Below are 16,861 nucleotides of genomic sequence, written 5' to 3'. Positions count from 1 at the left end.
TTGTTCAGCGGGGCAAAGGTAAAAAATATTTTTTGTTCTTCCAACTATTCCCGACGTTAGTTTCTCATTCCCCGCACCCTCTTCCTGCTCTTCCTGGGTTCATGCATCCGTTTCCCGTGCTGGAAACGCCCGTTTCCCGTGCTGGAAACGCCCGTTCCCTGTGCAGGAAACGCTCGTTTCCAGCGCATGGTAACACTCGTTTCCTACAATGGTAACGGGCGTTTCTTTATAGAGGGAACGGATTAAGGTACCGTCTTGAGGGAAATCAAGGCTTCACTTGCAACAGGTTTCGGGCCTCTTCGATGAGGGTGTCTACCCGGCGTTCGTAGGCGGCCACGGTATCCATGTCCATCTTGATGTCGGGGTCGATGCCGAATTCGATGTGTTGCTTGTCGGCATCGAGGTGCGGACTGGCTGAAAAGCGCACCACCCAGCCGTTGGGAAGCTCGGAGGTGAAGGGGAGGCCCGAACCGCCGCCGCTCTTGTCGCCCAGCAGGGTGACGTTGGGCATGTAGCGCATGGCGTTGATGAAGTCGTTCGTGGCGCTGTAGGAGTGACGGTTGGTCAGCACGACGGCCTTCTTCTGCCAGCGCACGCCGTCCGACGGATCGACGTAGATGGGTCCCGGTTCGGAGAAGTCGTTGTGCCCTTTGCCTGTCTTGTGTTGGATGTAGCCCGTCAGTATGCGTTCGTTGGTGAAGCGGGCGGCGAAGCGGGTGGAGTAAGTGAGGTTGCCGCCGCCGTTGTTGCGCACGTCGATGATGAGGCCGTTGCAGGCGGCCAGGTAAGAGAGGGTTTCGTCCAGATTGCCTTCGCCGATGGCGTCGGAGAAGGAGGTGTAGGAGATGTAGCCGATGTTGTCGTCCAGAATGGTATATTTCAGTCCGGAGGAGATGCGGTAATCACGCCCCAGGTATCGTTCGACGAGGCTTTCGTCGTAGTTGCGCGGGTAGTCCAGATACCAGTCCCAGTAACGGGCGGTGTTCGAGGCCGAGTAGAGGTTCACGTGCCCGTCCTTCAGCTCGGCCAGCATGTTGCCCAATACTTCGAACAGACCGTCGCTGCTCATGTCGGGGGTAATCAGCGGCTGGTATTTGTCGCGGATGGCATCCCAGTCTATCTGCTTGTAGTCCAGGAAGCAGTATTGTTCGTCGATGATTTTCCAGAGAGCTTCGAAGTTGCCTTGGGGGGTATTGTCGAATTCTTCTTCGCGGATGCAGCCCGAAAGCAGGACGAGGAGGGCCGCCGTCAGCAGAAGCGGAGTGCGGAAGAAGGCGGATATTTTCATAAGGAGTGCTTTTTCTTGTTGGACAATAGGTAGAATTCCTTGACGAAACCTACCATGAACACATGCGAATAGGCGTGTGTCCTCAGTTCGTTGATGCTGGACTGCTGGGCGTCCCATACGTAGGCCAGGCGCATCTTCATCCGTCCTATGGGCAGGTCGGCGGTGAGCATCTGGCGCAGGGAAGGCTGGTTGTGGAGCGAGGTGAAGCGTACCACACCGTCGGCATGACCCAGCGAGAAGATTTCGTAGTAGGACTGCCCGTAGTGGGGCGAGAACATCACGCCCATGACAGGCAGATTGGCCTGATAGCGCAGGGTGATGGGATAGCGCTTGATGCGCAGGTCCCAGATGGCCATGACGGAAGCGTCGAGGTTGACGTAAGCCCGCGCTGAAGCCGGATTGTTGCCGTTGTGCAGGTTATAGACGAAGCCGCCGTTCAGGTCGGCCAGTCCGCCGGCCAGCAGGCGGAAGTGGTCGGTCAGGCGGAAGTGGTAATGCAGGCCATAGTTCCAGTTGACCAGCGCGGAGAGGGTATTGTTGTTGTCCACGTGGTTGTGGGTGTAGTTCACATAGCCCTGGAAAAAGCTTTGGCGCGAAAGGTTTCCGTCGGCCCAGCGGGTCATGCGCATGCTTTCGCGCGAGAGGCGGAACTCAATGCCTTGATACTCTTGTGGCGACAGGTAGGTGTCGTACATGTTGGCCGCACCCACGCCGTAGAGGGTGGCGCGGGTGACGTAGCGGGTCGGGTCGTTCAGGGTGATGGAATCTGCGGGTGTCTGTGCCGTCAGGTTCCCGGCGGTCAGGAGCAGGCCTGCCATGATTCCTGTCAGTTTGTGGTTCATCATCTCAGTTCATTCAATTTTGCTTTTCGTACGTCAGAACAGTTTCATCTGCCCCGTCAGTTCGTCCAGTATGTCTCCTTCGCTCTTGTCCTGATCGGGGTCCAGGTTCTCGGGTTCCTCTTCAGGTTCTTCGGCGACGGGTTGTGGTTCGGGCTGGCGGGTCGGTTCCAGTTCGTTGATGGTGTCGATTGTATAGGTTGTCAGTCGCTTGCCCTTGGCCTTGAAGCCTTTGACGGCGATGAACTCGTCGGCCTCGATGACCATCGGTTCGCGGAAGCTGTCGTGCCCGCCGAACACCACTTCCAGTCGCGGATAGTATTCGTCGGTCAGCAGGATGAGCTTGCTGTTCTTGTTGTCGCCCAGGTAGTTCTGCTTGCGGCTGCCTGCCTCGAAGCAGAAACGCTTGATGTAGGGGTAGTTCTGCTGGTCGGCATCGTAGAGCACGGCTGTCCATACTTTGTTCGGGTCGAACTTCTCCATGATGCGGATGCCGTCCTCGTAGTGGTTGTTCACGTCGAAGTTGGTGGTATAGAAGTCGCCGTTGTTCAGCACCACGAGGATGAGTTCGTCGCTCTGGTATTCGCCCAGAAACTCGCCGCGGCCGTCATAGTTGAGGCGGAGCACATCGCGGTCGAACCACACCTTGCGTCCGCCCAGCGTGGAGCCGCCGCGCTGCTTCAGCGTAATCTTGTGTACAGGGTTGCGTGTCAGCATGTTGCCGATGGCCTGGCGCCCCTTGATGCCTATCCGGCTGAAGTCTTCTTCGAAGATGATCTTGCGGATGCGCGGGTTGGGCTTCAGCGTGACCTTGATGATTTCGGCCTCACCGTTGGGGTTGGCGCTGAAGTACATGATTTTGGAGTCGGGCGTACCTTGCGTTACGTCGTACTCGCGGTCGCGGATGATGGACGTCACGGCAAAGCGCTTGATGTAGGTCGTCCCGTTCTTGCCGTCGCGGTAGCACACGTTGTAGATGGTGCGCTTGTCGTTTTTCTTGAAGACGTTGGCGTAAAGGATGTTCTTGCCCACGAATTTCTTGTCGGCCACAGGCGTGATGAGGTAGCGTCCGTCGCGGAAGAAGAGGATGACGTCGTCCAGGTTCGAGCAGTTGGCCAGGAACTCGTCCTTCTTCAGGCTGGTACCGATGAAACCTTCTTCGCGGTTGATGTAGAGCTTCTCGTTGGCCTCGATGACCTTGGTGGAGTCGATGGTGTCGAAATTGCGCAGCTCCGTGCGGCGGGGGAAGTTCTTGCCATACTTCTCCTTGAGCATGCGGAACCAGTCGACGGTGTATTCTACGAGGTTGGCCAGATGGCGTTCGGTCTCCTCGATGTCGGCCTTCATGCGGGCTATCTGTTCCTCGGCCTTGTCGGAGTTGAACTTCAGAATGCGGGCCATCTTGATTTCCATCAGGCGGAGGATGTCATCCTTCGTCACCTCGCGGATGAACTGCGGATAGTAGGGCGTCAGGCGCAGGTCGATGTGCTCGCAGGCGGCGTCCATGTTCTTGGCCTGTTCGAATTCCTTGTCCTTATAGATGCGTTCTTCGATGAATATTTTTTCGAGCGAGGCGAAGTGCAGGCTTTCGCGCACCTCGTCGCGGTGTATTTCCAGTTCTCGGCGCAGCAGGTCGCGTGTGTTGTCCACCGACTTGCGCAGCACGTCGCTCACGGTGAGGAAGTGGGGCTTGCGGTCGTCGATGACGCAGCAGTTGGGCGAGATGCTCACCTCGCAGTCGGTGAAGGCATAGAGGGCGTCGATGGTCTTGTCCGACGAGGTTCCTGGCGTCAGATGCACCAGTATCTCGACGTTGCCCGACGTCAGGTCTTCCACCTTGCGTATCTTGATTTTGCCCTTCTCGCTGGCCTTCACAATGGAGTCGCACACGCTGGCCACGGTCTTGCCGTAAGGTATCTCGCGGACGGCCAGAGTCTTGTTGTCCACCTTCTCGATGCGCGAACGTACGCGCACCGAGCCGCCGCGCTCACCGTCGTTGTACTTCGACACGTCGATGCTGCCTCCCGTCTGGAAGTCGGGATAGAGGCGGAAGTCCTCGCCGTGCAGGTAGCTGACGGCGGCGTCGCACAGCTCGTTGAAGTTGTGCGGCAGAATTTTGGACGAAAGGCCGACGGCAATACCTTCCACGCCCTGCACCAGCAGCAAGGGGAATTTGACGGGCAGGGTGACCGGTTCGCGGTTGCGGCCGTCGTAGGACAGCTTCCACTCGGTGGTCTTGGGATTGAACACCACGTCGAGGGCAAACTTCGAGAGGCGGGCTTCGATGTAACGGGGAGCGGCGGCGCTGTCGCCCGTCAGGATGTTTCCCCAGTTACCCTGGCAGTCTATCAGGAGATCCTTCTGTCCCAGCTGCACCAGTGCGTCGCCGATGGAGGCGTCGCCGTGGGGGTGGAACTGCATGGTGTGGCCCACGATGTTGGCCACCTTGTTGTATCGCCCGTCCTCCATGCGCCGCATGGAATGCAGGATACGCCGTTGCACGGGCTTCAGTCCGTCCATGATATGGGGCACGGCACGCTCCAGTATCACGTACGAGGCATAGTCCAGAAACCAGTTCTGGTACATGCCGCTCAGTTGATGCTTCACGTTTTCGTCCTTCGTGTCGGCGGGTTTGTAGTCCGAATGTTCCTCCTTGCCTTCGTTCAGGCTGTCCTGTTCTTCCAGGTTCTTGTCAAAGTCTTCGCTCATATTGCTTGGTCCGTATGCTGTCGTCGATTTTTCGTTGCTGGCAAAAATAGCAAAAGGTAGGCGCATTGACAAATGAATAGCGGCGTTTTTTCGTTCGTATGTGGTGAACTATCAGTTATTCTGCTCAAAGCGATGGATTCCTTTATGATGGACATATTTGTTTTTGTGCATTTTTGTCATAGACTGTGTTTACTTAAAGAGAATGTTTTGTGGCTTTAATGTTGTTTAAAGTTATTTCTTATAAAAAAGAGCATCAGTCCCCTTTTGCATGGGTTGATGCTCTGTAGGTAATTGCAGTGAGTGATTACCTGTTATAATTGAGAGAGAACTTATGGGGAGTTTTGAACGATTTTAAGTTAGTAAGTTCTTGTTCATATTCATTTTTCCATCTTGTTGAATCGTAATGTACCCACATATTTTTTTAGTCGGTAGTTAATTGTGCATTTACCAGGCTGTTGTCTGTTTCGGTCAAATGTATACCATAGCTTTTATAGATGTATTTTCCTAGCACGTTATCTTTGTTCATAAGAATTTGCTGCCGATAGAATTCGGAGAATTTGGTTTTAATCTTTTCCACTTGTATGTCTTTCATTAGTTTGATACTATCGTGTGTTGCTTGTAGTCCGTTTAAGAATTCCTGAAGTCTCAGGTTTAAGTTCGTCCCTTGTACGGTTACATATTCGCTGATATTTATATTGATTTCTCCTGGTTCAATAATAACGGGCATGGATAGTATGTCAATTGAATCCGTTGGATTGCTCAACCGGATAACAGCGATATAGGGCATTGATGCAGTATCGTTCCGCTCAAAAGATATAGTCATATTGGTAATATCCAGAGTATCCAATGTTTGATCATTATCATTGAGTAGATATGCTGTTGTGTATTGCGGAATGCCAATTTTTACATTTACAATACAATTGTCTGATATATTTGTTTTGTTGCTGTTGCAACAGGTAAACCCTATACCTGTGCATATTAATAGTAAAAGCAAAAGCTTATTTTTCATTTTGTTCTTTTTTTATTAAGAAAGGCGGCCTGCTAATGGTGTTAGTATGACCGCCTTTCTTCCATTAATTACGTTGCTTGTAAAACGTTTTTTACTTTCAGAATCTGAAACCAAACTTTAATACAGGCATGTCGAATATCTTGATGTTGTGATGCGACACGTTGTATTTGTCGAATCCTTTGGGGCAAATCTGTATAATGTCATAGCGGTAAGATACAGGTTGAAATTCCAAACCAATAATCAAACCTTTCGCCAGACTGTATTCCACACCGGCTACAGCTGCGCCTTTGATACCATACATTTGTCCGGCTTTTCCTGCAGCTAAATATACTTGTTCAGGAAGGCCTTCTTCATCATCATCTTCGCCGTCGACATACATTTTACCTGTATAAGGTTCTGTCGTTTCAATTCTCGCCATCTGGAAGCCTGCTACAGCTCCCAAATAAGGGTGAATGCGTGGATTGCTCGTTTCAAAATAGTAGTCAGATCCTACGGATACATACCAGTTGTTGGTCATTTGAGCATTGATGTATTTCTGTTCCGGGATTATCATATCAGGTACGGTTTCGTAGTCTCCTTCAACGTAGTCCTTTTTGGGAGTAATGCCGATATTCATACCGAATGCGAGGTTGAGTTCCCATGCATCAGTCAAGAAATACTTGCCTTGTAAACCGACAATGTTGACCAAACTATTGTTGTTGAATCCATTGATGTTCAGGTAGGCACCCAGTTCGCCCGATTCGTTGGAGCTTCCATTGGGAAGTCCTACCGAGCCTTCTGTGTTGGTGTAGTTGGGAAGAAGGTAAGAACCTGTGTTCTCGTTGTAGAACGGGCTGCTGTTACCTAATATCAACGACACTTGCCACTGACCTTTTTGGGGAGCAAACACTACACCCTCTTTTTGGCCGTAGTTGGCTTGTTGCGCCCCAAGAGGCGCAACAAGTGCAACAGACAATAAGATTGTGCAAAGTTTCTTAATCATTTTAGTTCAGTTAATGGGTTGTTTATTCAGCTGATAACTGTGCAATCATAGATTCCAAAGCTGCTTGTGCCTTATCCAATGCTTCTTTCTTACGATCGACCTTGTTCTGAGCATCTTCTACTTGTCTCTTGTAAGTTTCCAAAGTAGTGAGATTGCCACTATTCCAGTCTTCAAGATTCTTTTGGGCTTGCATCAGTTCTGTTTCTGCATTGAACAGTTCGTTTTCAGCACTTTGTACTGCAGGCTTTAAAATCAGATTGATATAGTTCTCAAGTGTTTCTGCAGACCATACGCTTTCGCCGGCGGCGATATAATCTTGTATTGCCTGATTATAGGTACGATACAAAACATTCAGAGGCGCATATTCGTTCTGTTTGTTTTCAACAGGTTCTTGCAGCGTTTCGATGTCAGCAATCAGAGTTTCATATGCCAATGTGTACTCGTCTTGTTTGGCTTGGATAGATCCTTCTAAGTCTTCAAAAGTCTTGGTTGCGGTATTAAGAGCTGTTTCTGCTTCTGCAATCTTGGCATTAATCAGTTCGCTGTTGTTGAGCCATGATTTGGCAAGACGAATCTGTTCTGCATATTTAAAGTATTCGCCCCATGCGCCGAATGCATCGCAATCGAGTAAATATTCATGAAGATTTTTCGCTTCGTCTTCATCAAAGTTTAGAATCAATTCTTTAATGTCAGCTTCTGTTAGTTCAATTAGGCGTGCAGTGAAATCACCGTAAGCATTTTCTCCGCTATATGCGCCTGTTCCATACAATGCATTTGAACGGTTGATGACTACTTGTGTAAGTGCAGCTTTGTCTAATATCAGTAAAACTTTGATATCCAGTTTTTGGCTAACCATGTAACCTGATTCGATATCATATGCTCCATTTGCAGCATAATAAATGTCGTTATAATCAATAGGCATCAATTCACTAATGGCTTCATTGTATTTAACGGCTTTATCTACAGTGCTTTCTGCTGCCTTCTGCATCTTTTCTCCAGCTTCTTGTGCAGCTGTTTGTAAGGCTACTAAGTTCAGATATTTTGTACCATTGGGGCTGTTCCATACGGCTATGTATGTATCATTTGCAGCTTGAAGAGCATCTTGATAGGTTTTATATGCTGTAGCGATTTCATCATTACGAGTCTTTTCAATAGCTGCTATTTCAGCTGCCTCATCATAGGCAAGGTAGTTGTCTGTTGCAGTTTGTAGCGCTTTTTGTGCATTTTCTACAGCTTTGGTTAATGCTGCAAGTGTAGTTTGATCTGTGCCTGTATATTCATTCAAACTCTTTTCCGCGGCATCTAATGTTGCTTGTGCATCTGTCATTGTTTTCTGCAATGCAGCCTTTTTAGCAGTCACTGTTGCATTAAGTGTAGCAGGATCTAATGCAGCATCAGCCTTCTCGTTAGCCGCGGTCTGGGCTTTGGTATAAACATCATCTGCAGCTGCTGCAATTTCGTTATATTTCTCCCAATCTTCTTGTTCTGTATCAGCATCTGCTGCCGCTTTCTTTGCAGCATTATACGCATCAACTTCCGGATTGAATACATCTGTAATCTCTTTCAATAAAGCATCGTAACCGCTGATTGCAGTTGGGTCTGCTTCATTATACTTATTCGTATTGTAGGCTTTTACGGCCTCTTTCCATGCAGGAAGCAGATTTTCATCTATGCGTTTCTTGATTGCAGCCTGGTCACCTTCGAGTTTGACAATGCGTTCTGCTGTCCAAGCATTGTCGTTCTCATCACGTGTCCAACTGCGGAACTCTTTTAACTTGGCAGTTAAGGCTTCTATATAGCTTACATAATTCCCTTCTTCATTATAAGTATATACACTTTCTTCTAAGAATTCCTCTATACCCTTGTTGATATATGAAGGATAGCCTGAACCGTCGCCATAATCGAATTCGACTGCTGCCAAAGTCTGTTCTTCACTTCTTAAATCGTAGATACTTTCGCGAAGTTCTGAAACTTTTGCCATGCGTCCTGAAGACAGGAACTCAGCAATCTGTTCTCCTGCTTTTATCTTCAACTCGATTATTTCTTTGTCTAGTGCTTCCCTTTTTTTGTTGACTTCATCCAGCTTATCATACAAGCTGTGCTGAGTCTTGTTGTTGGCTTGGAACTCTTCCAATTCTGTTTTTGCGGCTTCCAACGCTGCTTCTGCGCCGGCATATGCTGCTTCTGCTAATTTTAATTGCTTTTGTAGTTTTCTTGTATTCAGATCTTTATATTCTTCGATTTCGTCGAATTTAGCTTGATAGTCGTTCAATTTCCTCTGGGCCTCTACTAAATCGTCCAATGCATCATAATAAGCAGTAGTAGCTTCAGTCAATGCAGTTTTGTAGCCTGTCAATTTAGAGTCTTTGACACCTGCTAATGTAGCTAAAACCATCTCATAATTTGCTTTTGCAGTCAAAGCGTCGTATTCAGCTTTTTTGATTGCAGCTTCTGCCTCTGCAGCGCGTTGAGCTGCTTTTTCTTCCCATTCTTTTTGAATTCTTTGATTTTCTTCAATAATAGCTTGTGCATTGGCTTTAGCTTCATCAGTCTTGGCATTGATATAATCTGCTTTCGCCTGAGCAATAGCGGCTTCAGCCTTAATTTTTTCAGCTTCAGCTTGAATCTTTACAGCATTAGCTTCTTCCACAGCAGCTTTTGCTTGTAATAAGGCTGCTTCTGCCTGTACTTGTGCTACTTTGGCAGCCTCCACAGCAGCTTTGGCCTTCAGTAATTCCGCCTTCGCACCTCGTAAAATGCTGATACCTTCCGGCTCATCATTGTCAATACATCCGGTGAAAACCGGTGTCGCTCCTGCTAATAGCCCGGCAGCGATCAAATAAGTCCATTTTTTCATGATAGTAAAGATGTTTGATTAATAAAAAATTAAATAGTTGATAATCTATTTATGTTATTTTCTAGTCCTTTTAAATTCTCGCTACTATGGTATTTGGCGCGATAGTCTGTAGGAGTTATGTGCTCAAATTTCGTGAAGGCTGCATAGAATGTGCTCCTTGAGATAAATCCGCATTGCTTGGGTAAACTTTGTATGTTACATGTCCCTTTTTTAAGCAATTCTTTAGCGTAATTAATTCGGTATTGATTCAGGAGAGTCTTCAGGTTACATTTGAAATATATGTTGATTACTTTGGATAGATATGAAGTGTTGGTATATAACAATTGACTGAGCTTTGTTAAATTAATCTGTGGGTTTAAATAAACCTTTTTTTCTTCTAGGATGTAGAGAAAGTTATCATAGATTGATTTTATACGCTCTGTGTTGTAGATATCGTTTGCTTTGTTGTGGCAATCGTTCTGGTCTGGAGGCTGATTGTCTATATCGCTGATACCCAGTTGTGTATTTCTGTATGTTAACCTTTCTTTCATATAGGTGACTTGTTTTGTATGGCATTCGCAAACTTAAGTAAAAATTTGATTATAAAAAATTATTTCACCGATAATTATTTAATAAGTCGTAATTATTTTAAAAAGTAGGACAATTTAATGGTTTCCCGTTACATCGGTTCGTGAAGTAAAAGACTTTTGAATGAAACAATCTCTTGACTTGAGGACATGAATCATTTTTTTATATGTTTGGATGGTTTAAGCTGTTAGTTCTGTTAGGATGGTATATTTCCGGTAAAAGAAAATCGACTATTTTGTCTTGTACTGTCTTTAGATTAAGCTAGGATAGCTTGGAATAATAGATTTGAAAAATACATTTTCATTTGTTTCTACGCTTACCTTTATTTATCTTTGTGCCGTTTTATAATAATGTGTGGAAATTCAATTTAAATTAGATAAGAAAGATCATGGCACAAGAAGACGTTTTTAAGAAACTTGTATCCCATTGCAAGGAGTATGGTTTTGTGTTCCCCAGCAGCGAAATCTATGACGGACTGGGAGCCGTATACGACTACGGACAGAACGGTGTGGAACTGAAGAACAACATCAAACAATACTGGTGGCAGAGCATGGTGCTGCTCCACGAGAACATTGTGGGCATCGACTCGGCCATCTTCATGCACCCCACCATCTGGAAGGCCAGCGGACATGTGGACGCGTTCAATGACCCCCTCATCGACAACCGCGACTCCAAGAAACGCTATCGTGCCGACGTGCTCATCGAAGACCAGATAGCCAAGTACGACGAAAAGATAAACAAGGAAGTGGCCAAGGCTGCCAAGAAGTATGGCGATGCCTTCGACGAGGCACAGTTCCGTGCCACCAACGCCCGCGTGCTGGAGCACCAGGCCAAGCGCGACGCCCTGCATCAGCGTTATTCCGACGCCATGAACGCCGGTCCCGATTTGAATGAACTGCGTCAGATCATCCTCGACGAAGAAATCGTCTGCCCCATCAGCGGCACGAAGAACTGGACTGAAGTACGCCAGTTCAATCTGATGTTCTCTACCGAAATGGGTTCTACGGCCGACGGTTCCATGAAGGTGTACCTCCGTCCCGAGACGGCGCAGGGTATCTTCGTCAACTACCTGAACGTGCAGAAGACGGGCCGCATGAAGATTCCTTTCGGCATCGCACAGATCGGTAAGGCTTTCCGTAACGAAATCGTGGCACGCCAGTTCATCTTCCGCATGCGCGAGTTCGAGCAGATGGAGATGCAGTTCTTCGTGAAGCCCGGCACCGAGCTGGAGTGGTTCAAGAAGTGGAAAGAGACGCGCCTGAAGTGGCACAAGGCCCTGGGCTTCGGCGACGACCACTACCGTTATCATGACCATGAGAAGCTGGCCCACTACGCCAACGCCGCTACCGACATCGAATTCCTGATGTCCTTCGGCTTCAAGGAAGTGGAAGGTATCCACAGCCGCACCAACTTCGACCTCTCCCAGCACGAGAAGTTCTCGGGCAAGAACATCAAGTACTTCGACCCCGAAACGAACGAAAGCTATACGCCGTACGTCATCGAGACCTCCATTGGTGTAGACCGTATGTTCCTCAGCATCATGTCTGCTTCTTATTGTGAAGAACAGCTGGAGAACGGAGAAAGCCGCGTAGTGCTGAAGTTGCCTGCTGCCCTGGCACCTGTGAAGCTGGCCGTGATGCCGCTCGTCAAGAAAGACGGCCTGCCCGAGAAGGCACGCGAAATCATCGACGCGCTGAAGTTCCACTTCCATTGCCAGTATGACGAGAAAGACTCCATCGGCAAGCGCTACCGCCGTCAGGATGCCATCGGTACGCCCTATTGCGTCACCGTTGACCACCAGACGCTGGAAGACGGATGCGTTACCCTGCGCGACCGCGACACCATGAAGCAGGAGCGCGTGGCCATTGCCGACCTCGACCGTCTGATTGCTGACCGCGTAAGCATCACGTCGCTGCTCAAGACACTCTGATAATGAATGATGGAGAATTGGAAATGGAAGATGCTTCATTCCCAGTTCTCCATTTTCCAACTTTCAATTAACGAAGATTTTCAATAATCAATTATCAATTTTCACTTAATGAAGATTCTTAATTCTCAATTCAAGAAGCTGTTGCTTGTATTGCCTTTGGTGACTCTGTTCTTCGTTTCGTGCGAGGAGGTGCAGGAAGCCAGCAAGTACGACAACTGGCAGGCCCGCAACGAGGCGTTCATCGACTCTCTTTCCCGCGAACCCAATGTGTTTGTATCTAAGGAGGAAGATGCAGACCGCATGCAGGTGGGAGAGCTTTTCCGTATCAAAGATGATTTGGCTTCGACAACTGCCCAAGAAGTTTATATCTATTGCAAGAAGATTGTGGCAAATACGGAAGGACAACGTCCGATTTATACGGAAACGGTGTCTACCTATTATTATGGTACACTGATAACCGGTGATAAGTTTGATGGAACGTTTAATGGATATTCAGCCATAGACCAAGAGATACCTTCACCTCCCGATAAAGTCGTGACAGAGTTTGATTGGACGGCTGATTTTGCCATCGATAATTCGAGCTTGCGCACTGGTTGGAAGGCTGCCCTTCAGTTGATGAAGACGGGTGAACGCTGGATGGTATATTTGCCCTATCAGTCGGCCTACGGTACCAGCGGGAGCGGAAGTATTCCCGGTTATTCTACCCTGGCGTTCGACATCGTTCTCGATGATATTGTAACGGACGAGGACTGATTCCTCTTGCCTTCTTATAAAGAAAGCATAAGAAAGGCTTGCCGGTGGCGATGATGCTGTGGCAAGCCTTTTCTTTTTGCTCCATCGTGCCTGCCTTCTTATAGATATTATGTCAAAATAGATAACCGTGAAAAGTAGCTCTGTATTTTCAGGTGTTTTTCAGGTGCTACCTGAAAGGTTTTCAGGCCGGAATGCCACCTGAAAAAATAAGTACTGATTATCAGTGTGTTACTTGATTTCGGCGAAGAGGAGGCTATAAAAGACAAAGCGACACAATTTGGCTTGTGCCGCTTCGCTGTGTGTTCGTCATTTTTACTTCCTTTTGGAGTGCTTTACCTATACTTTTTCAGCGCTTTCACCCATATCCGGTAGCCATCCTCGTTGAGGTGCAGGCCGTCGGTGGTCAGTTCCTTGCGCAGTACTGAGGTGTTCGGCTCGGTGAAGAGCGGAAAGAGGTCGATGAAGTCAATCTGCCGCTCACGGGCCAGTTCCCGGAGCCGGGCATTGATTTGGGGAACCAGGTCTGTTTTCCCTGTCAGCAGACGGTATCGGCCGAAGCTTTCGTTGATGGGCAGTAGACTCTGCAGGTAGAGGCGGGTTTGAGGCGATTCGCGGCGGATGCGTTCTACTGTGTGGTCTATCAGGCCGGCGATACTGTCGGCCGTCAGCCCGTGGGACACGTCGTTGATACCTATCAGCAGGAACAGTTTTTGGGGATGCCCGGGCAGAATCTGGTGCAGGCGGTCGTACACACCCATCACCTCGTCGCCGATGATGCCGCGGTTCACCACGTGCTTCCAGCCCAGCCGCCGGCCCCAGTTGCCCCCGTTCTCCGTCAGGCTGTTGCCCAGCATCACGATGTCTTGTGAGGTGACAGGCGGTTCGTCCATAAACTGGAGGAAACGACGGTAGTAGTGGTCGGTGTAGGTACGTGGTACGGGCTGGATGGAGGCAGCTACGGCATTGGCTACCAGCGAGCGCAGGCGTACCACACTGTGTCCGTCTTTGGGGTGGACGGCGTTGATGAGCAGGATAACGCTGGTGTCCGTATCGGGGTCGATGACGATGCTGGTGCCCGTATAGCCCGTGTGGCTGTAGGTGTGGGGACCGAAGAGGTCGCCGTTGTTCGACGCATAGGCCGTGAAACAGTCCCAACCCAGCGTACGTCCCAGCGAGGCGGTGGCTCGGGGCACTGTACGCATGGCTTTCACCGTCTGCGGGCTGAGGATGCGCCGGCCGTTCCACTCGCCGCCGTTCTGCAGGGCTGCACAGAGCAGGGCAATGTCTTCGGCGCACGAGAAGACGCCTGCGTTGCCGCTGACGCCTCCATTAAGGATGCGTGCCAGCGGGTCGTGTGCCTGTCCGCGGAGCACTTGCCCGTCGGGCTGCTGTTCGGTGGGGGCAATGATGTGGCAGCCTTCGTCCTGTAGCCATTGTGGCAGACTGGTGTTCACCCAGCGGCCTTTCTTGTCCTGCTTGCAGGGCAGGTAGCCGGTGTGCTTCATGCCCAGTGCATCGAAGAGCTGTTCTTGGGCAAACTGGTTGAGCGGTTGTCCGCTGACGGTTTCGATGATGCGTTGCAGGGTAACGAAGTTCAGGCAGCTGTAGCGGAAGTCGGTCTGCGGTTCGAAGCCACGCCGGCAGGTGTCAATGTACTGCATCAGCGCGTCGGGGCAGGGTAAGCCGGCTGCCTGCTGAATCTTTGCGACAGGAGCATAGGCCGGCAGGCCCGACGTATGGGTCAGCAGGTCCTGGATGCGGATGGCCTTGGTGCGCTTTCCGTCTTCGCTCTGCCAGGGGCGGAAGTCGGGGATGTAGAGACTGACGGGGTCGAGCAGGCGGATGAGCCCCCGCTCGACTAGCATCATGGTACATACGGCGGTCGACATGGACTTGCTGCACGAAGCCATGTCGAACACGGTGGAAGTTGTCATCGGTTCTTCGTCGGGCACCAGACTCCGGTGTCCGTATGCCTTGAGGTAGGCCATCTTTCCGTGGCGGACTACGGCCAGCACAGCTCCTGGTATTTTCTTTTCGGCGATGGCTTTATTGATAGCCTGGTCGGCATACATCAGGTGCCGGCTGCTCATGCCCACCTGCTCGGGAGCCACGCGCTGCAGGAACTGGGCCATGGCGGCCTGTGTTCCCAGCAGCAGGGCGATTAGCAAACGGATAGTTCTCATGGGGCGTTTTGTTTTGGGTGGAAGAATACGGTTTATTTTCCTTCGCGGTAGGCATCCACCGCTTTCTTTACCGAGCCGTGCATCAGCAGCAGTGCCTTGGCCTTGCCGTAATCCAGACCCAGCTCTTCGACCAGCATACGCGTGCCGCGGTCCACCAGCTTCTTGTTGCTCAGCTGCATGTTCACCATCTTGTTGCCTTTGACGCGGCCCAGCTGTATCATGACCGAAGTGCTGATCATGTTCAGAATCATCTTCTGTCCCGTACCCGACTTCATGCGCGAGCTGCCGGTGACATATTCCGGCCCTACAATCATCTCGATGGGCACGTCAGCCTCGGCGGCCATCGGCGAGTCGGGGTTGCTGGTGATGCAGGCCGTCAGGATGCCGTGTTCGCGGGCTTCGTGCAGGGCACCGATGACGTAGGGCGTGGTGCCCGACGCGGCAATACCGATGACGGTGTCCTTGGCCGTGATGTTGCGTTCCACCAGTTCCTCCCAGCCGCGGTGGATGTCGTCTTCGGCGTTCTCCACGGGGTTGCGCAGGGCGGTGTCACCTCCGGCAATGAGCCCGATGACCAGGGTGTTGGGCATGCCGAACGTGGGTGGTATCTCCGAAGCGTCGAGTACGCCGAGGCGGCCGCTGGTACCGGCTCCCATGTAGAAGATGCGTCCGCCCTGCTTCATGCGGGGCACAATCTGGGTGACCAGTTTCTCTATCTGTGGGATGGCCTTCTGTACGGCCAGGGCTACTTTCTGGTCTTCGGTATTGATGTCTTCCAGTATTTCGCGGACAGACTTCTTTTCCAAATCGTTGTAGAGCGAGGGTTGCTCTGAAATCTTGATGAATGCCATATGATAAACGGTTAGTGGTTAGCGGTTAGTGGTTAGTGGTTAGCGGTTAGCGGTGGTAGGCGATGAGGCCTTCCATGGGGCTCTTGAGGATGGTGCCCAGGCGGATACCCATTTCGACGGTAGCCTGTGCCAGCACGTCTTTGTAGTAGTAGGCTACGGAGCCGATGAAATGGACTTCGTGGTTCTGATAGTCATACTGCATGACGTTGCGTTTCAAGAACGACTTGAAGCTGTTCAGTACCAGGCTGTGTATGCAAGGTTCGTTGAGGTTTTGTGCCAGGAAGGGAGACAGGCTGGCCAGAAAACGGTTGGGGAACGGCTTGCGGTAAACACGGTCGATGATGTCGGCTGGCGTCAGGTTGAACTGGCTGAGGAACTTCTCCTTCAGCTCCGGAGTCATTTGGTTCTTCAGGATGTCGCCCACCAGCAGTTTGCCCAGGCAGGCACCGCTTCCTTCGTCGCCCAGAATAAATCCCAGGGGCGATACGTTCTGCACAATCTTCTCGCCATCGTAGTAGCATGAGTTGGAGCCCGTACCCATGATGCAGGCGATACCTGCACGATGTCCGCACAGGCCGCGGGCGGCGGCCAGCATGTCGGTACTCACTTCCACTTCACCTTTCACCTGCAGATGGTGCAGGATGGCGCGGCGAACGATCTCTATCTTGTCGGGAAAGGCACAACCGGCTCCATAGAAATAGACAGCATCTGCTTCGGCCGTCTTCAGTTGGGGCAGAAGGTTGGCTGCTATCTCGTTGCTGATTTCTTCTTCGCTCTGGAAGAAAGGATTGGTACCTTTGGTAAAAATCTGTTGGAGAACTTCTCCATGCTCTACCAAACACCAGTCGGTTTTGGTAGAGCCGCTGTCTGCTATCAGTATCATAATAATAATG

Annotated in this window: 12 protein-coding genes; 2 read left to right on the top strand and 10 right to left on the bottom strand. The window is 50.2% G+C overall.

Going from position 1 to position 16,861, the window contains the following annotated elements; all coding sequences use genetic code 11:
• Positions 1-265: 265 nt before the first annotated feature.
• From RDO88_RS00260 to RDO88_RS13525, 7 genes are all read right to left on the bottom strand, one after another.
• Complete coding sequence (locus RDO88_RS00260) at positions 266-1,288, bottom strand: S41 family peptidase (protein WP_307757442.1); 1,023 nt, start codon at positions 1,286-1,288, stop codon at positions 266-268.
• Positions 1,285-2,133 carry a DUF3316 domain-containing protein gene (locus tag RDO88_RS00255; RefSeq protein ID WP_307757441.1) on the bottom strand — a complete coding sequence of 283 codons (849 nt, stop codon included), beginning with the start codon at positions 2,131-2,133 and terminating at the stop codon, positions 1,285-1,287. Before RDO88_RS00255 ends, RDO88_RS00260 begins: the two co-directional genes overlap by 4 nt.
• Before the next feature lie 30 nt (positions 2,134-2,163).
• Positions 2,164-4,836, bottom strand: coding sequence for a DNA gyrase/topoisomerase IV subunit A (locus RDO88_RS00250; protein WP_307757440.1), 2,673 nt, complete (start codon positions 4,834-4,836; stop codon positions 2,164-2,166).
• A 421-nt stretch (positions 4,837-5,257) separates the two neighbouring features.
• Positions 5,258-5,845, bottom strand: coding sequence for a DUF4369 domain-containing protein (locus RDO88_RS00245; protein WP_307757439.1), 588 nt, complete (start codon positions 5,843-5,845; stop codon positions 5,258-5,260).
• 97 nt (positions 5,846-5,942) lie between these two features.
• On the bottom strand, positions 5,943-6,827 hold the full coding sequence (locus tag RDO88_RS00240) for a BT1926 family outer membrane beta-barrel protein (RefSeq protein WP_307757438.1): 885 nt from the start codon (positions 6,825-6,827) through the stop codon (positions 5,943-5,945).
• 22 nt (positions 6,828-6,849) lie between these two features.
• On the bottom strand, positions 6,850-9,684 hold the full coding sequence (locus tag RDO88_RS00235) for a hypothetical protein (RefSeq protein ID WP_307757437.1): 2,835 nt from the start codon (positions 9,682-9,684) through the stop codon (positions 6,850-6,852).
• A gap of 29 nt (positions 9,685-9,713) precedes the next feature.
• Positions 9,714-10,214, bottom strand: coding sequence for a helix-turn-helix domain-containing protein (locus RDO88_RS13525; RefSeq protein ID WP_374043875.1), 501 nt, complete (start codon positions 10,212-10,214; stop codon positions 9,714-9,716).
• 425 nt (positions 10,215-10,639) lie between these two features.
• On the opposite strand from RDO88_RS13525, the gene RDO88_RS00230 reads away from it, so the two are divergent.
• Together RDO88_RS00230 and RDO88_RS00225 are read left to right on the top strand one after the other, a co-directional pair.
• The gene (locus tag RDO88_RS00230) at positions 10,640-12,181 is read left to right on the top strand and encodes a glycine--tRNA ligase (RefSeq protein WP_307757436.1); all 1,542 of its coding nucleotides are present in this window, start codon (positions 10,640-10,642) and stop codon (positions 12,179-12,181) included.
• 108 nt (positions 12,182-12,289) lie between these two features.
• Positions 12,290-12,934: an FKBP-type peptidyl-prolyl cis-trans isomerase gene (locus RDO88_RS00225; RefSeq protein WP_307757435.1), complete on the top strand. Its 645-nt coding sequence runs from the start codon at positions 12,290-12,292 to the stop codon at positions 12,932-12,934.
• A 332-nt stretch (positions 12,935-13,266) separates the two neighbouring features.
• Here RDO88_RS00225 and RDO88_RS00220 read toward each other — a convergent pair whose 3' ends face one another.
• Genes RDO88_RS00220 through RDO88_RS00210 form a run of 3 tightly spaced genes read right to left on the bottom strand, consistent with a single transcriptional unit; the run spans position 13,267 to position 16,851 of the window.
• Positions 13,267-15,117 (bottom strand): serine hydrolase, encoded by a 1,851-nt coding sequence (locus RDO88_RS00220; RefSeq protein ID WP_307757434.1) that lies wholly within the window; start codon positions 15,115-15,117, stop codon positions 13,267-13,269.
• 32 nt (positions 15,118-15,149) lie between these two features.
• A complete protein-coding gene (murQ, locus tag RDO88_RS00215) occupies positions 15,150-15,968 on the bottom strand; it encodes an N-acetylmuramic acid 6-phosphate etherase (RefSeq protein ID WP_307757433.1) in 819 nt (272 codons plus the stop codon).
• A gap of 46 nt (positions 15,969-16,014) precedes the next feature.
• Entirely contained in the window at positions 16,015-16,851 is an 837-nt protein-coding gene (locus RDO88_RS00210) for a BadF/BadG/BcrA/BcrD ATPase family protein (RefSeq protein ID WP_307757432.1), read from the bottom strand.
• Positions 16,852-16,861: the final 10 nt, after the last annotated feature.

Source organism: uncultured Mediterranea sp. (assembly GCF_902493215.1).
In the GTDB taxonomy this organism is placed as follows: Bacteria; Bacteroidota; Bacteroidia; order Bacteroidales; family Bacteroidaceae; genus Bacteroides.
Note: the sequence above shows the minus strand (reverse complement) of the source record. Positions and strands in the feature narration are given on the sequence as shown.

Bases quoted from the DNA above. Each gene is read 5' to 3' on its own strand.
- RDO88_RS00255 (WP_307757441.1), bottom strand. From the start codon at position 2,133: ATGATGAACCACAAACTGACAGGAATCATGGCAGGCCTGCTCCTGACC.
- RDO88_RS00250 (WP_307757440.1), bottom strand. From the start codon at position 4,836: ATGAGCGAAGACTTTGACAAGAACCTGGAAGAACAGGACAGCCTGAAC.
- RDO88_RS00220 (WP_307757434.1), bottom strand. From the start codon at position 15,117: ATGAGAACTATCCGTTTGCTAATCGCCCTGCTGCTGGGAACACAGGCC.
- RDO88_RS00260 (WP_307757442.1), bottom strand. From the start codon at position 1,288: ATGAAAATATCCGCCTTCTTCCGCACTCCGCTTCTGCTGACGGCGGCC.
- RDO88_RS00245 (WP_307757439.1), bottom strand. From the start codon at position 5,845: ATGAAAAATAAGCTTTTGCTTTTACTATTAATATGCACAGGTATAGGG.
- RDO88_RS00230 (WP_307757436.1), top strand. From the start codon at position 10,640: ATGGCACAAGAAGACGTTTTTAAGAAACTTGTATCCCATTGCAAGGAG.
- RDO88_RS00225 (WP_307757435.1), top strand. From the start codon at position 12,290: ATGAAGATTCTTAATTCTCAATTCAAGAAGCTGTTGCTTGTATTGCCT.
- RDO88_RS00235 (WP_307757437.1), bottom strand. From the start codon at position 9,684: ATGAAAAAATGGACTTATTTGATCGCTGCCGGGCTATTAGCAGGAGCG.
- murQ (WP_307757433.1), bottom strand. From the start codon at position 15,968: ATGGCATTCATCAAGATTTCAGAGCAACCCTCGCTCTACAACGATTTG.
- RDO88_RS13525 (WP_374043875.1), bottom strand. From the start codon at position 10,214: ATGAAAGAAAGGTTAACATACAGAAATACACAACTGGGTATCAGCGAT.
- RDO88_RS00240 (WP_307757438.1), bottom strand. From the start codon at position 6,827: ATGATTAAGAAACTTTGCACAATCTTATTGTCTGTTGCACTTGTTGCG.
- RDO88_RS00210 (WP_307757432.1), bottom strand. From the start codon at position 16,851: ATGATACTGATAGCAGACAGCGGCTCTACCAAAACCGACTGGTGTTTG.